This is a genomic window from Aurantimicrobium minutum (assembly GCF_029892845.1).
In the GTDB taxonomy this organism is placed as follows: Bacteria; Actinomycetota; Actinomycetes; order Actinomycetales; family Microbacteriaceae; genus Aurantimicrobium; species Aurantimicrobium minutum_B.
Map to the genome: position 1 here is coordinate 465,321 of NZ_JARXVT010000001.1, position 21,048 is coordinate 486,368.

Below are 21,048 nucleotides of genomic sequence, written 5' to 3' on the forward strand. Positions count from 1 at the left end.
TGTGGCTGGTATGCGGAGGTTCCTCATGTCTAGCTTCGGCAATGCTTTACCTGCATCAGGTGAACGTGAGACACGTTGGCTAACTCCAAATCACATTGTTGATTCATTGGGCGAGTTTGACCTAGACCCTTGCGGCGCACCAAACCACTACCTTGCAAAGTCGACCTATCTACTCGAAAGAGGCGAGGACGGCCTAACTCTCGCCTGGAGTGGTCGCATCTGGTGTAACCCACCATACGGCCGTGAGTCTGAACCGTTCCTGAAAAGGCTTGCAGATCACGGAACAGGAACAGCACTGATATTCGCCCGAACTGAAACCAGAGTGTTTTTTGAACAAGTTTGGCAACGAGCAACAGCACTCTTATTTGTTCGTGGGCGTATCAAATTCCTTCGCGCCGATTTAAGCGGGGGGGGTCTGCAAATGCTCCATCAGTACTTATCGCCTATGGGGAAGAGGATGCTGACCAACTCGAAAAATCAGGAGTCAAGGGCTATTTCGTCAGATTGGAGCGTGCCTCATGAATGATTTCGTCCTGTGGATGAATGGCCTCGACCCAGTGAAGGTTGCTGCTGAGGAGTCCTTTCATTCAGCTCGGCATCGTGAGGCGATGCGTATTCATGAGTTTGAGAAGATGCGCCGGGTTTTACGCCCGAATCTTCTCCAGGCACATGATGAACGCCTCTACAAGGTTGGTGAGCAGTGGCGGTTGAAAGATGCCCAAAAGTCTCGCCAACGTAAATACGAATTTTCTGAGAAACAACTTGAACTAGCAATGAAAGCAGAACAGCAATGAGCAACAAAGACCGTGAAGAAATCACAGTCACCGGAACTATCTCAAGAGTTTTCTTCTATAAAGAAACTTTCATGGGAGCAAACCTTGAAGTGATGCGTGAAAAGTCTAGCTATCCAGACAAATACACGATTTGGGAAGTGAAGAACCGAATCCTGTCAGTAGGTGACCGGGTGAAGGTTCGTGGAGTGTATTCCGACCGTGCCAAGTCCTACGAAAAGAAAGACGGCACGACCGGTTACAACGTAGAGCGATCCATCAACTTCCCTGAGTTCCTAAAACAGGATGACCAGGCAGAGCCGGTTGAGGAAATTCCTTACAGTGACGTTCCACCTGCTGATGACTGGGCTACCGCAGCTCTCGGAGAGGACACGCCTTTCTAATGGCTTCATATTCATTCCCACAAGCACCCAAACCTGAACCGCAACCCGAAGTCCGCCCTAACCCATGCTGTTCCAAATGCCGAAGAGGAACCAAAGCACACGGCCTGTTTCCTTGTGGCCTGAAATATGCCTGCCCATGCCACGACCGGAAGGAAAACTCTTGAAAACCGCTTTAGAACAACTCCGTGAAGTAATCGATGAACTCACCACCATCACAAGTGTGGATATTCGCCAAGAATCAGAGCATGAGATAGTCATCACGAAGGTGGCTGTCCAGCCCCTCATCGGTCAGCTACGTACCGCTATAGCTTCAAGTGTTGCTGGGGGAGGGCAAGGGTCAAATCTGGCCTCAGAACGCAACGTACTCAATGCGGAAGCACTCGACTTGTATGACCGTATCGAGGAAGGGGCAGTGAAACTTCTCACCATTTACAGTCCAGGTGCCGTTCCCTACCTGCTTCCCGAGCAGAACATTCGGCAGGCTTCCGTCGGGATCTATAAGCAACTACTTGACGGAACTCTTGATGAGGCGCGTATTCCGGGAATTATTCGCAGCGTAGAGGGGTGGTCGAGAGCTATCAACCGCATCCTGAACCCACCGGTCACGCTCGAACTGATGGGGTCATGTCCTGAATGTGGGGAAACTCACGCAAAGGTCAACGAGTCAGAATCAGGCCGTGCATTGATTATCGAATGGCACAACCCAGACCACGGATTCAGTAACGCCCTACAGAACTGCCTCGCTAGGTGCAGGTCATGCCGAAACGTGTGGCTAGGCGACCTACAACTGAGAGAACTCGCATACGTCCTAGAAGCAAAGGAACCCGTATGACCAGGCAGGAACTTGATGCCCATGTCGCATCACTCAAATCAGTCGGTGGAGTCTACGACTACGTAGCCCTAGCCGTCGAACACTTGAACGCACCACATTTAGAAAGAGAAACCGCATGAGTGCCGAAACAGTCCGCAACCACTACAGGCGACAAGGCGCAGAAGCCGAGCAGGAACGCATCGTCAAAGTAATCAACACAGCTAAAGGATCTGACTGTGGCTGTGAATACTGCAAGGAACATGTTTCCTATCTAGACCAACTAATCGACCTCATCAAAGGAGAAGTGAAATGAGTGAGTTGTCCGGAAATCCCGAACAAGTTCCTTACACACCTACAACAGAAGAAGTACGGAAGGTAGAAGAAATCCATTTAGGGCGCGATAAGCCTCTAACAAAGTGGAAGTGGAAGGTTACTTTCACAGACGGCACTTATCTTCACGGTAAGGCTTGGTCTTTCCAGAAGGCACGTTTGCGGATGCTCGCAGTGCTGAAATCGTTTGGAGGAAAAAATGAGTAACAACACGCTAACAACTGAGAGAGTACGTTCCTCATTTATTTGGGCAGAGGAAGAAAGCCCTGCTCATATATTGCCAAGTGTTCTTCGTGAAGAGTTTGACCGTTGGCTTGCTGGAGTAAAAGCGCAAGAACGACAGATTGAGCGTCAGCGCATTATGAAGTTAGTTCAGGAGCAGCTAAAGGCTGACCCCTACAACTCTGTGCTGAGGGCACTAGAGGCAGGTATTTCTCAAATGCCAGTAAAGGGAGAAACAGAATGAGTGATTACACACCTACAACAGAAGAAGTAGTACTACTACCACCACTCAACGAGGAAGTGATTAAAGAACTTGCACTTCTTGGTCTTGACCAGATGGTTGTTGACGTAGATGACGAGAAGGCTGAGCAGTTCCTAGCTCACGTTGACCGTTGGTTTACTGAAGTAAAAGCTCAGGTCTGGGAAGAGGCTTACATGACTGGCGTTAGTGATGTCATTGCAGACAAAGGGGCAACTATGAACCCTTACCGACAGGGAGAAACAGAATGAGTACACAAAATGTTCCATGTGCTGAGGGAGTGACACGTAGAGAAGCATTTCAGCCATGCGATAAGCCAGCAGTTGCATATCGCCGTGACCCTGAATCAAAAGACCCGTACCCAGTGTGTGCTTACCACTGCCGTGGCGACATGGTTCCGTTGGTTGTTCCATTCTGGGAAGGAAGCTAGATAGTGGATTACACCCCTACAACAGAAGAAATACGTCATGGCTGGAAATGGCGTGATGATGACGAGTTTGACCGTTGGCTTGCTGAAGTAAAAGCCGAAGCGGTAGCTCAGTTCATTGACGCTACAGGGATTTCTTTAGATGCCGCTAAATCTCTCATGGCAAAAGCATGGGAAGAAGGCTATAACGCCAAGTGGGTTGAAACGTATTTTGAGGACAACCCATACAAGCAAGGAGCAGAACATGTTTGATCTAGACAAGTAGACGACACGCCAAACCTCTAACCAAACCCTCAACAAAAGATGTAAACTAGAGCCACGGCGTATAACTATGCCAAAAACCCTCACCAAGCGTGGGGGTTTCTGCATTTAACCCCCAGATCATAAGCATCATGGAGGACGCAAAGACTGCACTACCCAAGGAAGTGTGGCCGTCTAGGGCTTGGCTGTTGTCCCCGTGTATACGAAACAACTACTAATTGAAGGTCTGTCCCCTGTTACACACCGACGCTAAGTCACCGTGTACTCATGACAGGCCGACCTATCGCTCAAGTGTTACGGCAGCACAACAGATTCCAAACCTGTTGGACGGGGTTCAATTCCTCGGAGCGGTGCAAACAAGGAGCCTCAAGTGTCTGGACAATGGGAAGGCTCCAAACGGGGCGAATCAGTACCCCATAACTGGAAAGCTATCCGTCAGCTCGTCATGGAACGAGACAACGGACAATGCCAAGAACTCATGCTTAACGGCACTCAATGCCCAGATCCCGGCACTGAATGTGACCACATCATCAACGTCGCATCCGGCGGAACACACTCACTCGACAATCTCCGCATGCTCTGCAAATGGCACCACGGCAAGAAATCATCAGCCGAAGGACGCGCAGCACGTAAGCACTTGACCGAACAAAAGCCCAAAGAGAAACATCCCGGCTTTATCTAACTCAATAAGAGACTCCCACGACTGCGTCAACAGCCTGGGAGCATGACCAACCCGAGAAGGGGGTTGATATGTCTAAGCGTACCTGCACCATCTGCCAAACAGAACTGACTGGTAAGCAACAAAACGCCTGCTCAGCTGTATGCGCAAACAAGGTTTACACCAACCGCAGAAGAGAATCGGGCAAGCTCAAAGGCCCTAAGCCACTCAAGTATCCATTCATCTGCATAATGTGCGACAGGCCAGGCACAGCGACAAAAACAGGCGTCCAACGACACCCATATTGTGCAAGAGTCTCCACGCTAACCCCTGAACGCAAGCTCAGCTCAAGCACTGAACTAGTACATGTTCCAAAAAGCATCCCTGAATACCCTGCTTCACATGCCAGAGGTTCTTTTTGGTGGGCATGCAAATGCAAAGGATGTGGAGAGAAGTTCACTTCAAAGCACGGCTACGCATACTGTAGTGACACCTGCACGAATAAGTACCGTGGCGCAGACAAACGCAAGTATTCCAAGCGTAAGAGACTTTTCATCATCCACAGAGACAACTACAAGTGCCAACTTTGCTACACAGAGGTAAACACAAACCTTCCATCCTGGAATGAGTTAGCACCTGAGATTGACCACATCATCCCAGTACATCTAGGTGGCGACAATACCCGCAACAACCTTCGGCTTACTCACAGAGTCTGTAATCGATCACGCAACGTCACCGATGACTACGACGAAGAATCTCAGTGGCAGTCATACAGATACGCTGCTTGATACCTGGGGGTGGGCAAGCTCCCCCGTGGGTGTCCTAAAGCACGGGGAGATGCTGTTGTTCGCGGTGTGTACTATTTCGAAACCTTTGTCACGCGTGAGGCTGTGTGGGGCTGGGTGGCTTTGTGACTGGCTTTTGCTGTCTTGGTGGGCTGTTTGGTTGTCTGCTTGGTTGTTGTGGGCTTAGGTTGAGTCGTTGTTCTGACTGGCTTTATTTCCAGTATTTATATGGGTTTAGCCGTAACACTTTGATATGATTGAGTCATGTCTTTCCGCACTTGTCAGCTTTGTGGCGTTGAGTTTCGTCTTGCCCGTGCTGATGCGAAGTTTTGCTCGGCCAAGTGCCGCGTCTATTTCGCTCGGGGTAAACGTCCACTTCCTCATGCTCTTATGAGCCGTGATCGTTGGATTCGGTACTCGTCGAAGAAAGTGCCGTTGAGGGTTTCTGGCGGTAACGCTTCCAGTACCGATTCAGGCTCTTGGTCTTCTTATGCTGAGGCGTCTAAGTCGAATGTTGGTATTGGTCTTGGGTTTGTGCTCAACGGTGACGGCATTGGCTGTTATGACTTGGATCATTGCTTTGTTGATGGTGTGCCTTCTTTGCAGGCTGTGGAGTTTGTCCGGTCTGTGAATCCGTTCTATGTGGAAGTTTCTCCTTCTGGTGAGGGCTTGCATGCGTGGGTTTATGCCGAGAAGGCTGATGGTTTCCGTCGACGTATCGACGGTTTGAATGTTGAGTTTTACACGCACGGCCGTTATTTGACTGTGACGGGTAGACACATTCTCATTTGATGCACCCGAAATGGGTGTGTATTCACCCGAAACGGGAGGCAAATCATGGCGTTACCTGGTCGCGCTCCGAGTGAAAAGTCTGTGAATCGTAATCCTTCACGGGTTGAAACACGGGAATTTCTTGATGTTCCGTTTGAAGGCCCGTGGCCTTTGGAGCTTCCGGTTTATCGGACGATTGTGACTAAGGACGGTCAGGTCACTGTTCCTCTTCAGGATGCGACTTTTCGCTGGTTTGAGGAAGTGAAGCGTTTGCCTCATGCTGTTGCGTGGGATGAAGCTATGTGGGGTTTCGTTGTTGATACTGCGGTCAACGTGGTGGATAGTGCGAACTGTGGCATTGCGTCGGCTATGACTGAGCAACGTCAGCGTGAAGCTGGCGAGATTCTTAAGACTGCCGAGTCTCGTTTCAAGTCGCGCATGGTTTACGTCCCTGTTGAGCAGTCTTCACCGGTTGATGTGCCTGCTGGCGTGACTGATATTGGTACGCGTAGACGCCGACTGTTGGACAATGCGTGAGCTGATTCGCTCAACTGAGCATGATCGTGCCCGTTCGCTCGGATTTTTTCTGTGTTCGTGGATGGAACATCACTGTGTCCATGGTCCGGGTGACGTTGCCGGTCAGCCTGTTGAGCTTGATGACGAATTTTCTGGCTTCATTGTTGACTGTTATGCGGTCAGCGAGGATGGGCGTAGGTTTTACGATTCGGCTTTCATGTCACGGCCTAAGGGTCGTGCGAAGTCGGAACTTGCCGGCTTTGTTGTTCTTGCTGAGGTTTTAGCTCCGGTCAGGTTTGACCATTGGGCTGAACTGGGCGAAATCTATTCGTGTGCTGCGCATGGTTGCCTGATTGCGAATTGTGATTTTACGTATCAGTTCGAAGAGGGTGAGCCTGTAGGTCGCCCTGTTGTTGAGCCTGTAGTTCGCTGTCTGGCGACCGAAGAAGGTCAGGCTGGCAACACGTACGACAACGTACATTTCAACCTCACTATGGGGCCGTTAGCTGCTGGTATGCCTCGTGATGGTGCCGGGCTGACTCGAACGTTCCTTCCTGCTGGTGGCGAGATTGTTCCGTCTACTGCTTCGAACTCTTCGAAAGATGGTGGAAAAGAGACTTTCGTCGTCTTCGATGAGACACATCTTTACATTCGTCCTGAACTCAAGCGCATGTATGCCACTGTTCGACGTAACCTTGCCAAGCGTAAACAGTCGGAACCTTGGTCGCTTGAGACTTCCACGATGTATATGCCGGGGGAGAAGAGCGTTGCTGAGGAAACTCACGACCTTGCGAAGGCTATTGCTGAGGGTAAGACGAAGCGTCAAAGGCTTCTGTTTGACCATCGTGAAGCTGATGCCGATATTGATTTGACGGATGAAGACCAGGTGCGTGCCGGGTTGCGTGACGTGTATGGCCCGTTTGCGGAGGTCATGGACATTGAACGTATTTTGTCTGAAATTTATGATCCACGTAATGACCCGCAGGATATGCGTCGTTATTACTTCAATCAGCCGACTTCTTCGCGTGATGCGTGGCTTTCTGCTGTGGAGTGGAACGCTTGCATGAAACCTGTTGAGGTGTCGAAGCGTGATGAAATTACGCTCGGCTTTGACGGTTCTAGGAAGCGTTCTCGTGGTGTTGCGGATGCTACGGCACTTATTGGGTGTCGGGTATCTGACGGGCATCTCTTCGAGATTCGTGTGTGGGAACAGCCCGACGGTCCTGCTGGGGATGATTGGGAAGTCCCCGCTGCTGAGGTTGATTTCGAGGTGCGTAAAGCGTTCGAGGATTACACCGTTGTTGGCATGTTCGCTGACCCGGCTAAGTGGGAATCTTATGTCGCAGGTTGGGAAGCTTCTTTCGGTAAGAAGCTGAAGGTCAAGTCCACGATGAACCACCCCATCGAGTGGTGGATGACTGGTAACCGCTCTTATCTCGTTGTTCGTGCATTGGAACAGTTCCAAAGCGCAGTTGTTGAAGGTGACCTCACCCACAACGGCGACCGTGCCCTAACCAGGCATGTACTGAACGCCCGTCGACGTATCAGCCGAAGTGGTCTTTCTATTGCGAAAGAACACCCCGATTCAAGAAACAAGATTGACGCCGCAGTTGCGGCGACTCTCGCATATCAAGCAAGGCTTCAAGCCCTTTCGAAGGGAGAAGCAACGCGAAGCACTTTCGTGCCCCGTCGTATTCGTTAAGGAGAACTCATGGCGACCGAACTAAACATGCGTCAGCAGCGTCTAGTCCGCGATATCGCTCGAGGTCAGGCTCGTTACAACTTGCTTGAACGATATGTCGATGGTGATGCGCCACTGCCTGAGGGGGCAGAAGGTGCCTCTAAGGCGTATAAGCGTTTTCAGAAGAAAGCGCGGATGAACATTGCTTCGCTTGCTGTCGCTGCAACTCGTGAACGCATGATCATTGGCGGTTTCCGCACCGGTGCCGATGGTGATGAGAACGGCGATATTGAAGCACGTCGACTGTGGAAAGCAAATGATTTGGATGTTCGCTCTGCCGACATCCACAACAAGATGCTGACGTTCGGTGAGTGTTACGCCATTGTTGGCCCTCCACTGATTCCTGGCGGTAAGCCTGTAGTTACGGTTGAGGACCCTCGCCAAATGGAGGCAAAGCATCACCAGTCAGATCCACGTCTGATTACTGAGGCTGCAAAGGTTTTCCGTGATGACGACTCCGGTATGGACTTTGCATACTTCTACTACCCAACTCGGGTGGAGGTTTATGTCAAACCTTCTGAGCGTTCACTGTTTGAAATTGACGGCTGGATTTGGCGCGAAGACCTTTCTGGCGATAACCCTCTGGGTGAAGTTCCTGTGGTCAAGTTTGAGAACCTAGATGAGAAGGGCGAATTTGAACCTTTCCTAGATCTCATCGACCGCATCAATCACATGATTTTGCAACGCCTAGTCATTGTGACTACTCAGGCGTTCAAGCAACGTGCCATTAAAGGCGACCTTCCTCAGTATGACGAAGACGGAAATGAAGTCGATTATGACGGCATTTTCCAGCCCGGACCCGGTGCATTGTGGATGCTCCCTGAGGGTGCAGACATTTGGGAATCTGGCCAGACAGACATTCAAGGAATCATTGCCGGAGTTCGTGCAGATATTCAGGACTTCGCTGCGCTGACCCGCACACCCATGCACTATCTCTCACCAGACGGCGCGAACCAATCTGCTGAAGGTGCAGCTCTCGCACGTGAAGGCCTTGTGTTCAAAGCTGAAGACCGTATGGCTCGAGTTACTGCTTCTTGGTCGAAGGTCATGTCTTTGATGTTCCGCATTATTGGCGATGAAGCTCGGGCAAGTCTTCTGGATCTTGAACCTATTTGGAAGCCAGCGGAGCGTTATTCCATTTCGGAGCGGGGCAGTGCCAACGCAATGTTCCAGGACATTCCGTTCCGTTCTCGCATGGCGCTTGTTGGGCAGTTCTCACCGGCGGAGATTGCAGAGATGGAAGCTGAACGCGCAGGCGAAGCTATTCTCACGCAGGCGATGCTAGGTGGTCAGGTTGCCCAGCCGTAGCGAACTCTCAGACGCTTACCAGACGCTCTCTGGACGGCTCATTGACGTGGCAGGTACGCAGGCTAAGGAACGCTTTCTAAACCTTGGTTCTTGGCGTGATGATGACGTGCCGATGTATATCGACGCAACGATTCGCGACATGACTGCGGTGAAAAGTCAGGCTGCGAAACTCGCAACTGGTTTCTATCGGGAGATAGCGAAGCTTGACGGTGAGAAGTTCATAGCTCCTGCCATTACGGCTGAGCAGTTGACTACTTCGGCTTTACGTAATGGTGCCGACGTTGTGCAGGTTTATAGTCGTCCGTTCGTCACGTTGCGGACTGCTTTGTCGCAGGACAAAACAATGACTCAAGCCCTTGAGCAGGCAGCTCTGAGGGTTGAAGACATTATGCGTACTGAGGTTCAGCTGGCTAGGCGTTCAGCTGGGTTGCTTTCCCGTGGCCGTAATTCGAACATTGTCGGCTATGTGCGGGTGCTTTCAGGTGCTGAGAACTGCGCTCTGTGTTATGTCGCTTCTACTCAGCGTTATCACTCGGGCGAGTTACAGCCGATACATAACAACTGTGATTGTGGCGAGATGCCTATCTATGGCTCAACAGATGTTGGTCAAGTCATTGACGAAGAACGCCTAGACGCAGTTCACGCGTCAATTGCTGACCGTTTCGGGGTCACTGACCGCGCTGCGAGAGCCATTGACTATTCAAAAATTTCCATCCATGAACACGGCGAACTAGGACCGGTTCTCACGGTGGAAGGCCAAAAATTCACTGGCCCTAACGATTTGCCCCCAACCCGCACATGGGGTGCATAAGTTTCGACAATCCCTGTCGAATAGCTCGCAATGAGCGCACATTATCCGAAACGGAGACATGACCCATGTTGCCAAAGGTGCAGCCACCCGAATCAAAAGATGCAGCAGATACTGATGAATCTGCTGATGCTCAAACTGATGAAGCTTCCAACACTGACGAATCTGAAACGGATTTGAAAGCAGAGCTTGAAAAGTGGAAAGCAATGAGTCGCAAAAATGAGGCTCAAGCAAAAGCCAACGCTTCCGCTACCAAAGAACTTGAAGCTATCAAGCAGGCATCCCTGACCGATCAGGAGCGACTTATCGAGTCGACTCGTGAAGAGACGCGTCAGGCCGTGCGACTTGAGTATGCAGCAAAGCTCGTAGATGCGGAATTGAAGTCAGCATTGACCGGTAAAACCCTTCAGGGGAACGCCCTCCTTGATTTCAACAAGTCGGCTTTCATCGACGATTCAGGCGACATCGACACCGACGCCATTCAGGCATGGGTCGAAGCGCACACCAAACCTGCCGAACCTTCTTTCCCCGACTTGGGGCAGGGAGAACGTGGCAAACCCAATTCAGGTTCTGCACAGATTCGCTCTCGTGAAGAACTTTCAAACATGACCCCTCAGGACATTTTGGCGGCTCGTAAAGACGGACGCCTTGATGCGCTGATGGGCAAACAATAATCGAAAGGAGATAGCTCATGGCTATCGACAACTTCATCCCCGAACTCTGGGAAGCTGGAGTCCAGAAGGACTACTTCGCAAACCAGATCGTTATCCCAACCCTGAACGCAGACTTTGCTGGTACTGCATCCAAGGGCAACACTGTTCACATCATCAACGCGGTAACCCCCACCACTGTTGACTACAAGGCAGCTGGCCGAGTTATCTCGCCTGAGGCTCTTGCAGACACCAAGGTTGACCTGCTCATTGACCAGGAGCGTGCATGGGCACTCGACATCGACGATGTTGACGCTGTTCAGGCTGCTGGCTCGTTTGAGGCATGGACTTCCGGTGCTGGCATGTCTACCGCTGAGGACGCTGAGTCTTACGCTGTAGCTCAGCTTCTCGCTGGTGCAACCAACGGTCAGGAATCAACTCCTGTAGCTGTTGACACCTACGAAGAGGCTAAGGCTGCTCTGCGCAAGATTCGTCTTGTCATGGCTAAGGCTAAGGTTCCAACCGCTGGCCGTTTCGTAGCAGTCAACCCTGCGTTCGCTGACCTGCTTATCTCGGGCCTGTCGGATGTTGCTCTCGCTGGTGGTTCGAACGAACTCCGTAACGGTCAGGTAGCACGCCTGTTCGGTATGGACATTCTTGAAACCCCCGCATTTGCTGAGGCTACCAAGCCTGTGGCTGTGGGTTACCACGAGAAGGCAGCTGCGTTCGTTTCGCAGATTGACAAGACCGAGGCTCTTCGCAACCCTGCGAAGTTTGGCGACATTGTTCGTGGCCTCAACGTCTACGGCTCGAAGGTCACCCTTCCTGCTGGCGTCGTCAAGTACGTTTCGGCCTAACTCGAATCGTGCAGGTGGGGGTCGGCTTCGGTCGGCTCCCACCCTCCTAACCACACCTTGTGAACGAAAGGCGTCCGAATGGCTCTCGCAACCATTGCCGATGTTGAAGCACGTCTTGGACGTGAACTCACCACTGCTGAAGAGGCAAAAGCAACCGCCTGGCTTGAAGATGCTTCCGCGCTTTTCGTCAACAAGTCTGAACAAAAGTTTGAGCTTGGCGAATCTACTGTTCGAGTATTCGCTAAGGATGGTGTTGTTCGCCTCCTCCAACGTCCCGTAATAGCCATTGTTTCTGTTGAAGATGTCAACGGGGCCGCTGTCGATTACACGTGGGACGGCTTTCAGGCGCTTTTCAACGTATATTCCAACCTTCCACTTAAGGTCGTCTATGAACACGGCTCTGCGACGATTCCTGAAGCCGTCGTGGCAGTCGTTGCTGGAATGGTTGCACGCACTCTTTCAATCGCCCCTGATGCTGCCTCAGGAATAACAAAGCAGACCACTGGCCCTTTCACTCAGGAATACGCTTCTTGGGCTGTCGGATCACAGGTCATGCTGTCACCGGCTGAACTCGCAGTCGCCATGTCTTACCGCAAGAAACAAATCGGGACGGCCTCCATTCTTGGCAACAAGCGTTACTCCCGCATGCTCGGTGACGCTACACACTTTGGAAACTAATCATGGGTGAAACAGTCACGATTATCCGACGCACCTTAGGTGTTGCTGATGACTACGGAAATCCCACTTTCACAACTGCAAATGTTGAAGTTCCCGGCTGTCTTGTCGGTTGGGGTGCCACTTCTGAACCTGTAACTACTGAGGGTTCACCCATTGATACTCAAATGACTTTGTACATGCCTGCCGGTTCCAACATTCAGGATGAAGATGTATTCGTTGTCCGTGGTGACCAGTATGTGAAAGATGGTTCCGCACAGGCTTGGTCTTCCATGCTGAACGTCTCAAAAGGTGTCGTCGTTTCACTGAGGCGTCGAGATGGGTAGGGCACGCATCAAGCTTGATAAGAACGGCATCATCGCTCTCATGCACGAACAGGGCGTTGTAAACGCTATAGATCAGGCAGCTGAAGTCTTTGCAGCAAGTGCCGGTTCAGACTTCGAGGCTCAGCCTTGGATGCGTCGAACTAAATATGTTGCGAATGTCGTTGATACCCGCCCTAATGGCTTATTTCGAGAAGCAGTTACAGGGAACCTTGCTCGCACACTTTCACGTTTGGAGAAGTAATGGCAACGATTTTCCCTGATGTGGAGAAGTTAGTTGTTGCGCGGCTTAAGTCTTCGCTTTCCGCGTCGACCCTGCCCTACGCCTCAGGCGTGACTGTAGCGACGAAGAAGCCTGCCCCGGATGTTTCTCCTACCCCGTCCAGAGTTGTCACTGTGCGTGCAGATGGTGGCTCTTCCATAGTTACGGGTATTACTAAGGCTGAGCGTATTGGGATCAACGTTTACGCCAACAAATACGCTGACGCCTCTGACCTTGCCCGTTTCGTGGAATCCCTTATGCGGACTTTCAACTGGGGAGATATCAAACTGGTCCGCACTGTCATGTTCCCAATTCGTGTCGATAACGAAGGAACAGAAGAACAGCGTTACATGAGTTTTGAACTTGTCGTCAAAGCTTCCGACATCTAGTTTCTGACCGCACTCAGATAGGGCTATGCCCACCTCAACACTCTCGACCGAGGGTGTTTTTCGTTTAACCCTTTGGAGAAAACATGGCTCTCTCAGCCGATTCAGTTGTGGTGGGTATTACAGGCAAGTGCTATGTAGGCGCCACCACAGCAACCGCCCCAACAGCTTCTGATTCCGTACTCACCGGATTCACAGACCTTGGATACGTTTCCGAGGACGGAATCGCACACACTATCGATAAGTCCACCAACCAGATTCGTGCATGGCAGAACGCTGACCTTGTCCGTGAGGTTATTACCGAAGCAACTGAAACATTCGCGTTCTCTCTTCTTGAGACGAATGAGGCTGTCCTCGAGCTTTACTTCGGCGCAACCATGGTCGGCGGAAAGATTGCCGTCAACCCTGCTGCTACCGGTGGACGAAAGTCATTCGTTATCGATGTAGTTGACGGTGCCAAGGTTGTTCGTCACTACATCCCTTCAGGTGAAGTTCTCTCTGTTGAAGCTCAGACGATTGCAAACGGTGAGGCTGTTTCTTACGGCATCACCATTACCGCTTATGCAACCGAAGGCCGCACTTCAGACACGTTCTTCAGCGAGTTCGAGGCGTAAACCTCTCAATATCCGGGGTCGGCGTTGTGCGGACTCGTCGGCCCCGGTTTCTCACACTTCCGCACATTCCGCATAACCGCACAAGGAGACATTCATGTCCACTGAAAAATTCCACTTTGAACACAAAGGCAAAGACTTCTCAATCCCCAAGTTTGAGAACATTCCTTCCGGTGTAGTTCGCCGATCTCGCAAAGCGCAGAACGATGTAGATGCAGCCTTCCTCGTATTAGAGCTGACTCTAGGTGAAGACTCGAAAGAGATGAAAGCCCTCGATGAGAAGTCACTTACAGAGATTGGCGAAATCATCAAGGCTTGGACTAACGGTGTAACCATGGGGGAATCTTCCGACTCCTAGAGATTGCAGAGTCTCACCCGAGTGAGATTCGAGCAGACTTTCGGAGTCGATTTCATCTTTCGTGGGATGACGTGGGGGAGAGCGTCACCTGGTTAGAAGCTTTACACCTCACCGCGATACTCCTGCGTGACCCTACCTCTTGGCTTCAAGCAGTAATGAATGACTGGAAGTATCCGGTCACTCATGAATGGATTCTTCTTGCTGAACTTTTTGACCTGAATCATCAGGCAAATTCGAAGAAGAAAATCAAGCCACTTCAACGTCCGTGGCCGGATGCCAACACGAAACGGTCTGGCAGGACCAAACATTCAAGAGCTGATGTAATTCGGAACCTTGAACGCATGAACCCTAAGGAGTCTTGATGACGTCTCGTATAGCTGAGGCATACGTTCAAATCGTTCCCTCGATGACAGGGGCGCAGTCAACCCTTGAAAATGAGTTCAGCAACATTGGTGGCCCTGTAGGTCAGTCAATGGGGCAGGGCATGATGGGGAGCCTCAAGTCTCTCGCTGGCCCTATGGCTGCCATTGTTGGCGGTGTCGCTATTGCTAGTTTCACGAAGGACATTGTTGGCGCTGCACAAGCTGAGGTCGAGCAGAACGCTCGTATCAATCAAATTGCTTCTTCAATGGGGCTTTTTGGCAACAAGGCTGGCGAGGTTTCTCAGCGACTCATCGATTTGGCTCAGGCTCAGGCTCTCAATTCTGGTCTTGATGAAGATGCGATTAAGAACACTCAGGCTAAGTTACTGACGTTCAAGGAGCTTGCTTCTACTGCTGATGACATGGGTGGCATGTTTGACCGTGCCACTATGGCAGCGATGGACTTGGCTGCTGCCGGGTTTGGTTCAGCTGAAGGTAATGCTGTCGCACTTGGTAAGGCGTTCAATGACCCTATTCAGGGGTTAGCTTCACTTGGCCGGATGGGTGTTCAGTTCACTGAAGAACAGAAAGCCATGATTGAGTCGATGGTTGGTGCTGGGGATATGGCTGGCGCTCAGGCTCTGATGATGAAGGAGCTTGAGACACAAGTTGGCGGTACTGCTGAGGCTACGGCCACCGGTGCTGACCGTATGGATCAGGCTTTTGGGAACTTTCAAGAAACTCTGGGTCTTCTTGTTCTTCCTATGGTTGAACAGCTTGCTGTTGCTGGTGCAGATTTGATGAATTGGATGTCTGAAAACCCTGTTGTTGTTCAGGCTCTTGCGATTGCTTTGGGTGTTCTTGGTGTGGCTTTCCTTGCGGTTACTGTCGCAACGTGGGCTATGAATACTGCACTGTTAGCAAACCCCATTACTTGGATAATTATCGGCATCATGGCGCTAATTGGCGTCATCATCCTCCTGGCGATGAACTGGGATTCAGTAGTGAAGTGGATTACGTCTGTATGGGCTGGATTCATTGGCTGGATTACTCCTGGTATCAATGCAATTGGGCAAGTATTTTCAAACGTATTTAACGGTATTGGTCAAGTAATCAGTGGCGTTTTTGAAGGCATTGTCTGGGTTATCAAGACGTACATCAACACAATTTTGAAACTTGTAAACGGCGTCATTGACGGACTCAACGCTGTTGGAAGTTTCATCAGTAAAGCTACTGGCGGAACTATCGGTTTCAAGCTGGGCAAGATTCCACTTCTAGCTAATGGTGGAACGATTACTGGTTCTGGAACTGTCCTCGTAGGCGAGAAAGGCCCCGAGCTGTTGAACCTAAACCGGGGCGCTTCTGTCGTGCCACTTGATAAGTCGAATGGTGTTACTCAACAGTTCACAATCAATAGCAACGCTACGGATACCACTGCGGCTTCTCTTGAGTTTGCTCGAGCAATGCGCTTCGGCCTTGAAAGCGAGATGGGTAACTAATGACATATTCAGTAACGCTCGCGGATAAGACTTTCTATGGTTCCGCTAATGAGTCAAATCATTGGTGGGTAGGTTCTGGTCTTGTTGGCTGGTATGACGGGGTAGCGAACCGTGTTGATTCTGTAGATGTTCCCGGTCAGCATGGGTCATTTACTCCACAACAGGTTTTGCTTTCTGGCCGTCACATGACTTTTGAATGTGCGATTGAGTTTTCTACTTCTGCGGAAGCTGAGGCGTCAGGTGTTGACTGGTTGGCTTCGTTGTCGGCTATGGAGGGTTTTGACTTCTCTGTCACTGATGCCGGGTCAACTAAGTCAGCCCGATGCTGGATTGAACCTGGTCAGGTTGTGCTGTCTAAACGGATTTCTGAGAAAGTTTGGAAGTATTCCATTCCTCTGTTTGCGCCTGACCCTTTGAAGTATGGCGCTTTGGAAACTGTTCGTAAGGGTGCTTCTTACGTTGTTTCGGGTGGTCTTCAATACTCGTTGCAATACCCACTTACTTATGGGGATGTTGCAGCTGCCGCGTTGTCTGGTTATGTGCAGCTGTTCAACTCGGGTACAGCTGATGTGTATCCGATGTGGCGCGTTGGTGGCCCTATTACTCTTGGGTTCCAGATTCTTTCTGATGACTATGTTGTCCGTTTTGACCGGGCACTTCTTGTCAATGAGGAAGTTTATTTGGGGCCTGAGGCTGGCGGTCGTGCACTTTTGCGCGATGAGTCAGGCGCAATTACTGATGTGTCTGTCTCGTTGACGCAGGCCAACTGGGCTTCGGTACCTAAACAGGGTCAGCGCGGTTATATTTTCTCTCCCATCGGTGTTGCCACTGGTGGTTCTTTCGTTGAAGCAACAATTCGGGATGGATGGTTCTAATGGCTGTAACAGTTGAAAACGGTTTAGGTACGGCTTCGGCTACTGCCGGTAACCGTGTAGATCAGGTCGGGCATCGTCGTGCTCAGGCTTTCTTTGTTCAGAACACAGCTGGTGTGGCTCTTCCTGGCGTATTGGGGGCAAACCCTCTGACTGGGTATGCGTCTCAAATGAAGTACAAGATTGCTGCTTCTGGATTCGTCTTGACTCGTTCTCCTGATACTGGTGCCGTCATTTTGCCTGTTCCTACAGCTATTGATGTGCCGACTACTGCCGCACCGACGGCCAACCCTCGTATCGACATCATTTATGTCAAGCAACCTCTGGAGGAGCTTTCAGAAACAGGCAAGGCTTTTATTGAGGTTGCGAACGGCACTCCGGCAGCTTCTCCAACTGCCCCGACTTTGCCTGCTGGTGCGCTCGAAATCGGTCGCCACTTGGTAAAGGTTGGCGATACAGGCACAGCGACAACTGAGGGCTTCACTAACCTTGCAGCAGATGTCTCGTTGCAGACACTCATCACAGTCTTACAGTCCCGCACCACAACAGTGGAGGGTAGGGCAACCGCGCTCGAGGCTGCGGTAACTGCCCTCACTGTTCGTGTCGCTGCACTCGAGGCGCTCCCTCGTGCCTATGTACAAACGACTGAACCTGCCGGTGCTCGTAACCTTGACTTCTGGATTAATACGTAATCATGGGCTGGTTTGTTGCTGAACTACGAACGGGCAATGTAGTTGTCCGCTCTTTACCTGTGAAGTCGGGATCTATCAATCCTGTCTTGAATAAGGCTGGCGTTATTTCGGCGACCGTGAAACTTCCTCTTGCTGTGACGTTGGGTGGTTTCAATACAGCGATAGACGTGGCCTTGCTCACTCCTGGTCGTTACGTGTTGGGGCTGGAACTAAACGGCGTCATATTGGATGCTGGCCCTATCTGGCAGCATGATTACGACTTAGACAAGCGTGAGTTGAAAATTACTGGTGCTGGTGTCCGTTCATATTTTGAGGGACGCTATGTTCTTCCAGTGGGCACTACAGACCCTTATGGAGCTAACTCAACATTTACTGCCTTGTCTCTTCGCACGATTGCTAAGCGCGTTTTGCAGCAGGCTCAAGCGTGGACAGCTGGTTCTATTCCTCTCACTTTCGAGGGTGATGTTGCGGGTACTGCCGAACGCACCTTTTTAGGCGAGGACTTACAGGTTGTTGATGAAGTCCTGGCAAAACTTTCAGGTGTTGATGGTGGCCCTGATATCGACTTCCGTCCTGTATTTATCAACAACGGCTCTCAGATTCAATGGCAGGTAGTCACTGGTGCGCCAGAGCTAAAGCAAGCTGGTGCTGATTGGGTTTGGGATGCGTCTTTACCTTCCTCCCCTGTAAGGGCTGCGTCTATCCGTATCTCGGCTAAAGAGCTGGTTACTCAGGATTGGGAAATAGGTGGTACTCCTACTGGCGCAACTCGCCCGGTGACCGCCCGTGCTGTTTCGACTGTGTTGACGGATGCCGGTTTCCCCATCATGGAAGCTTCTATGAGCCGTAACAGTGTGACTACTCAGTCAGTTTTGGACGGCCATGCTTCTGCTGCTGTTCGTGTGGGCACAAAACCTGTTTCCCAGTTCAGCTTTTCGGTGTCTAGTGATCCGACGATTGTTCTTGCAGGTAAGACTGTGTCGACTGCTCCACGTTTAGGGGAGTATCGCCCTGGTGATTACGGCATTTTGGGCTTACCTAAGGACCCGTATCTTGGGGCTGCTTCTCGGAAGCGGATTCGTGTTTTGGGTTATTCCTACGATTACGGCTCTGAGGTTGTGAAGTTTACGTGTGCAGAAAGTAGGAGCTAACTGTGAGTGACTATCCTGAATATTCCTCTGATGTTGCTTGGTTTAAGGACACGATTAAGGGTTTGCAGGCTCAGGTTGATGAGCTGAGCCGGGGTCGTAATGTTCCTTCTCTGGCTGGTATCCCTACGGGTACTTATCTGTATTGCGCTGGACGTAATGCTCCTGCTGGGACGCTTAAGACTGATGGTGCTTCGTATGCGGTAGCAAACTACCCTGACTTGGCTGCTTATTTGCGTCCGAAGATTGGCACGGTGACGGTTTCTGTCGCTAACCCTGCTGTGTTTACGTGTGCGGGCCATGCTTTGGTGCCGGGGGATAGGGTTTACCTGACTACTTCTGGCGCTTTGCCTAGCGGTTTGGCTTCTTACACGGTGTATTACGTGATTGCTTCAGGGCTGACGGCTGATGCTTTTCGACTGTCGGCTTCGTCGGGTGGTGCTGCTATTGTTACCTCTGGAACCCAGTCGGGAACGCACTCAGTGTACTTTTCCCCTTACGAGGCTGGAGCTGTATCCAGTGTAAATTTCAAGGTGCCCGATAATGGTGATTATGTTTTGGTCGGCACTCGTGCTGGCAGTGCAGAGTTTGGGTCTGTTGGGGCTACTTTCGGGGCGAAAACACACACGCTAACTTCTGACCAGATGCCTACTCATACGCATCGAGCTGGGTATGCAGACAACAACTGGAAGATAAATTACAACCCCGGAGCTTCCACTCAAGTTTTGCTGAACTATGACGTTTTTACCCCTACAACTACTGCGCTAGATACAACACCTTCAGGAGGCTCTCAGGCGCATAACAACATTCAGCCGTCGCGTAGCGCAACCCTTGTAATCAAGACTTAGCCGATAGTGGTGATTATGTTCTCTCAGCAGTCAAGTCAGGGAGTGTAGAGTTCGGCAATATTGGCGCGAAATATGGGGCAAAAACTCACACGTTGAGTGTCACGGAAATACCCAGCCACACCCACACGCAAAACTCTCACAACCACACGCAAGATGCTCACAGTCACGTAGTTTCTGCTAACTCATTTGCTGGGGACCGACAAGTTGCGGTTGGACCGCTTGGTGGAGATGGTGACAAGTACTCTTTCACTGACTCAGGTAATGATGCCAGCACAAACACGGCTAACCTCTATGCCAGAAATACCACTGCAACAAACCAAGCTACAACAGCTACAAACCAATCAACAGGCGGTGGCGGAGCACACAACAATATTCAGCCCACAGTGGCGGCTTTGCTTGTTATAAAAACATGACCGAATAATGGTGATTATGTAATGTCGGGCTATAAGCCGGGCAGTGCACAATTTGGCAGTATTGGCGCGGTTTTTGGCGAGAAATCACACACCCAGACGGTGGCTGAAATGCCTAGTCACAACCACTCAATCTATGACCCTGGACATAATCACTACATGGATCAAGGGCCTTACACGGGTGGTGGAAACTACACTCCCCCGGGGTCTGATAATCGCTATCTAGGCAATGCTGGAACACGAATGAACACGACGGGTATAAGTGTGAATTACTCTGGAAGTGGTCAGGCTTTCAATGTGATTCAGCCGACACGTGCCGTTCTCGTTGTCATTAAGACGTAGTGGATATTGGTGATTATGTCATCTCCGGACAGAAAAACGGCAGCCTAGAATTTGGGTCAATCGGTAAGACATACGGTGAGAAAACACATCTGCAAACCGTTGCAGAAATGGCCTCACACACCCATATACAAGATTCGCATAGCCACTCCTTAGGGCTTCCTGTAATGCCTAATGAGTGGGAAGCTGCTAACTATGGCGCTCAATATGGTGGTGGTTTCGCTAACAGAATTGTTGTCCGCGGTGGAACATGGGGCGCTGGAACAGCCTACGGATCTACTGCTACTAACCAGTATTCAGGCGGAAATACGCCTTTCAACGTGATCCAACCCACACGGACGGCACTCATAGTAATCAAGACCTAAGTTTTGATTACAAGCAGAGCTGCAACTGTCGGCTGGACGTTATTGTGCGCGCCACCGCCACCCTGAACACTGATTGAGTGCGAGTGAATTGTTTTCGCTTGGTAACTAGAGTCACCACCCACGAAGGCCCCAGCCCATGTATGCGGAACAAAGTTCGTACCACCGCCGGGCGCATAAATTCCAACATCGTTATACGCGTTATTTGCCGATGTCATCCCGCCGTGATTGTGGAGAGGCATTTGAGAAACGTCTAAAGTATGCGTTTTAGCCCCGTATTTACTGCCCACAGAGCCAAATTCAGCCGAGCCAGATTTCAGTGC

Annotated in this window: 30 protein-coding genes and 1 tRNA gene; all 31 read left to right on the plus strand. The window is 50.8% G+C overall.

Going from position 1 to position 21,048, the window contains the following annotated elements; all coding sequences use genetic code 11:
- Positions 1-25: 25 nt before the first annotated feature.
- Positions 26-526 carry a DNA N-6-adenine-methyltransferase gene (locus tag M2118_RS02290; protein WP_280794338.1) on the plus strand — a complete coding sequence of 167 codons (501 nt, stop codon included), beginning with the start codon at positions 26-28 and terminating at the stop codon, positions 524-526.
- Complete coding sequence (locus M2118_RS02295; protein ID WP_280794339.1) at positions 519-794, plus strand: hypothetical protein; 276 nt, start codon at positions 519-521, stop codon at positions 792-794. The genes M2118_RS02290 and M2118_RS02295 overlap by 8 nt, the downstream gene beginning before the upstream one ends.
- Positions 791-1,174, plus strand: coding sequence for a hypothetical protein (locus M2118_RS02300; RefSeq protein ID WP_280794340.1), 384 nt, complete (start codon positions 791-793; stop codon positions 1,172-1,174). The genes M2118_RS02295 and M2118_RS02300 overlap by 4 nt, the downstream gene beginning before the upstream one ends.
- Before the next feature lie 160 nt (positions 1,175-1,334).
- Positions 1,335-2,006, plus strand: coding sequence for a hypothetical protein (locus M2118_RS02305; protein ID WP_280794341.1), 672 nt, complete (start codon positions 1,335-1,337; stop codon positions 2,004-2,006).
- A gap of 115 nt (positions 2,007-2,121) precedes the next feature.
- Positions 2,122-2,298 (plus strand): hypothetical protein, encoded by a 177-nt coding sequence (locus tag M2118_RS02310; RefSeq protein ID WP_280794342.1) that lies wholly within the window; start codon positions 2,122-2,124, stop codon positions 2,296-2,298.
- The gene (locus M2118_RS02315; RefSeq protein ID WP_280794343.1) at positions 2,295-2,522 is read left to right on the plus strand and encodes a hypothetical protein; all 228 of its coding nucleotides are present in this window, start codon (positions 2,295-2,297) and stop codon (positions 2,520-2,522) included. Before M2118_RS02310 ends, M2118_RS02315 begins: the two co-directional genes overlap by 4 nt.
- Positions 2,515-2,781 carry a hypothetical protein gene (locus M2118_RS02320; protein WP_280794344.1) on the plus strand — a complete coding sequence of 89 codons (267 nt, stop codon included), beginning with the start codon at positions 2,515-2,517 and terminating at the stop codon, positions 2,779-2,781. The genes M2118_RS02315 and M2118_RS02320 overlap by 8 nt, the downstream gene beginning before the upstream one ends.
- Positions 2,778-3,047 (plus strand): hypothetical protein, encoded by a 270-nt coding sequence (locus tag M2118_RS02325; RefSeq protein ID WP_280794345.1) that lies wholly within the window; start codon positions 2,778-2,780, stop codon positions 3,045-3,047. Before M2118_RS02320 ends, M2118_RS02325 begins: the two co-directional genes overlap by 4 nt.
- A 182-nt stretch (positions 3,048-3,229) precedes the next feature.
- Positions 3,230-3,475 (plus strand): hypothetical protein, encoded by a 246-nt coding sequence (locus M2118_RS02330; RefSeq protein ID WP_280794346.1) that lies wholly within the window; start codon positions 3,230-3,232, stop codon positions 3,473-3,475.
- Between the two features lie 291 nt (positions 3,476-3,766).
- Positions 3,767-3,837: transfer RNA gene (locus tag M2118_RS02335), tRNA-Trp, on the plus strand.
- Between the two features lie 17 nt (positions 3,838-3,854).
- On the plus strand, positions 3,855-4,166 hold the full coding sequence (locus M2118_RS02340) for an HNH endonuclease (protein WP_280794347.1): 312 nt from the start codon (positions 3,855-3,857) through the stop codon (positions 4,164-4,166).
- A gap of 227 nt (positions 4,167-4,393) precedes the next feature.
- Positions 4,394-4,930: an HNH endonuclease gene (locus M2118_RS08870; RefSeq protein WP_432418374.1), complete on the plus strand. Its 537-nt coding sequence runs from the start codon at positions 4,394-4,396 to the stop codon at positions 4,928-4,930.
- Positions 4,931-5,191: 261 nt separating this feature from the next.
- A complete protein-coding gene (locus M2118_RS02345) occupies positions 5,192-5,719 on the plus strand; it encodes a hypothetical protein (RefSeq protein ID WP_280794348.1) in 528 nt (175 codons plus the stop codon).
- A gap of 45 nt (positions 5,720-5,764) precedes the next feature.
- Positions 5,765-6,235 carry a hypothetical protein gene (locus M2118_RS02350; RefSeq protein WP_280794349.1) on the plus strand — a complete coding sequence of 157 codons (471 nt, stop codon included), beginning with the start codon at positions 5,765-5,767 and terminating at the stop codon, positions 6,233-6,235.
- Between the two features lie 196 nt (positions 6,236-6,431).
- Positions 6,432-7,916 carry a hypothetical protein gene (locus M2118_RS02355; RefSeq protein ID WP_280794350.1) on the plus strand — a complete coding sequence of 495 codons (1,485 nt, stop codon included), beginning with the start codon at positions 6,432-6,434 and terminating at the stop codon, positions 7,914-7,916.
- 9 nt (positions 7,917-7,925) lie between these two features.
- Positions 7,926-9,263: a phage portal protein gene (locus tag M2118_RS02360; RefSeq protein WP_280794351.1), complete on the plus strand. Its 1,338-nt coding sequence runs from the start codon at positions 7,926-7,928 to the stop codon at positions 9,261-9,263.
- On the plus strand, positions 9,250-10,074 hold the full coding sequence (locus M2118_RS02365) for a hypothetical protein (RefSeq protein ID WP_280794352.1): 825 nt from the start codon (positions 9,250-9,252) through the stop codon (positions 10,072-10,074). The genes M2118_RS02360 and M2118_RS02365 overlap by 14 nt, the downstream gene beginning before the upstream one ends.
- Positions 10,075-10,139: 65 nt before the next feature.
- Positions 10,140-10,745 (plus strand): hypothetical protein, encoded by a 606-nt coding sequence (locus M2118_RS02370; RefSeq protein ID WP_280794353.1) that lies wholly within the window; start codon positions 10,140-10,142, stop codon positions 10,743-10,745.
- 17 nt (positions 10,746-10,762) lie between these two features.
- Complete coding sequence (locus M2118_RS02375) at positions 10,763-11,578, plus strand: hypothetical protein (RefSeq protein ID WP_280794354.1); 816 nt, start codon at positions 10,763-10,765, stop codon at positions 11,576-11,578.
- A 78-nt stretch (positions 11,579-11,656) separates the two neighbouring features.
- Entirely contained in the window at positions 11,657-12,256 is a 600-nt protein-coding gene (locus M2118_RS02380) for a hypothetical protein (RefSeq protein WP_280794355.1), read from the plus strand.
- Between the two features lie 2 nt (positions 12,257-12,258).
- Positions 12,259-12,579 carry a hypothetical protein gene (locus tag M2118_RS02385; protein WP_280794356.1) on the plus strand — a complete coding sequence of 107 codons (321 nt, stop codon included), beginning with the start codon at positions 12,259-12,261 and terminating at the stop codon, positions 12,577-12,579.
- Positions 12,572-12,820, plus strand: a complete 249-nt coding sequence (locus tag M2118_RS02390) for a hypothetical protein (protein WP_280794357.1) — start codon at positions 12,572-12,574, stop codon at positions 12,818-12,820. Before M2118_RS02385 ends, M2118_RS02390 begins: the two co-directional genes overlap by 8 nt.
- Entirely contained in the window at positions 12,820-13,227 is a 408-nt protein-coding gene (locus M2118_RS02395) for a hypothetical protein (RefSeq protein ID WP_280794358.1), read from the plus strand. Before M2118_RS02390 ends, M2118_RS02395 begins: the two co-directional genes overlap by 1 nt.
- An 83-nt stretch (positions 13,228-13,310) precedes the next feature.
- A complete protein-coding gene (locus M2118_RS02400; protein WP_280794359.1) occupies positions 13,311-13,838 on the plus strand; it encodes a hypothetical protein in 528 nt (175 codons plus the stop codon).
- Positions 13,839-13,932: 94 nt separating this feature from the next.
- A complete protein-coding gene (locus M2118_RS02405; RefSeq protein ID WP_280794360.1) occupies positions 13,933-14,193 on the plus strand; it encodes a hypothetical protein in 261 nt (86 codons plus the stop codon).
- A 361-nt stretch (positions 14,194-14,554) separates the two neighbouring features.
- Complete coding sequence (locus M2118_RS02410) at positions 14,555-16,054, plus strand: hypothetical protein (RefSeq protein ID WP_280794361.1); 1,500 nt, start codon at positions 14,555-14,557, stop codon at positions 16,052-16,054.
- Positions 16,054-16,929, plus strand: coding sequence for a hypothetical protein (locus M2118_RS02415; RefSeq protein WP_280794362.1), 876 nt, complete (start codon positions 16,054-16,056; stop codon positions 16,927-16,929). Before M2118_RS02410 ends, M2118_RS02415 begins: the two co-directional genes overlap by 1 nt.
- The gene (locus M2118_RS02420) at positions 16,929-17,618 is read left to right on the plus strand and encodes a hypothetical protein (protein WP_280794363.1); all 690 of its coding nucleotides are present in this window, start codon (positions 16,929-16,931) and stop codon (positions 17,616-17,618) included. The genes M2118_RS02415 and M2118_RS02420 overlap by 1 nt, the downstream gene beginning before the upstream one ends.
- A 2-nt stretch (positions 17,619-17,620) precedes the next feature.
- Entirely contained in the window at positions 17,621-18,769 is a 1,149-nt protein-coding gene (locus tag M2118_RS02425) for a hypothetical protein (RefSeq protein ID WP_280794364.1), read from the plus strand.
- Between the two features lie 2 nt (positions 18,770-18,771).
- The gene (locus M2118_RS02430) at positions 18,772-19,614 is read left to right on the plus strand and encodes a tail fiber protein (RefSeq protein WP_280794365.1); all 843 of its coding nucleotides are present in this window, start codon (positions 18,772-18,774) and stop codon (positions 19,612-19,614) included.
- 916 nt (positions 19,615-20,530) lie between these two features.
- Positions 20,531-20,728, plus strand: coding sequence for a hypothetical protein (locus tag M2118_RS02435; protein ID WP_280794366.1), 198 nt, complete (start codon positions 20,531-20,533; stop codon positions 20,726-20,728).
- The last annotated feature ends 320 nt before the right edge of the window (positions 20,729-21,048 follow it).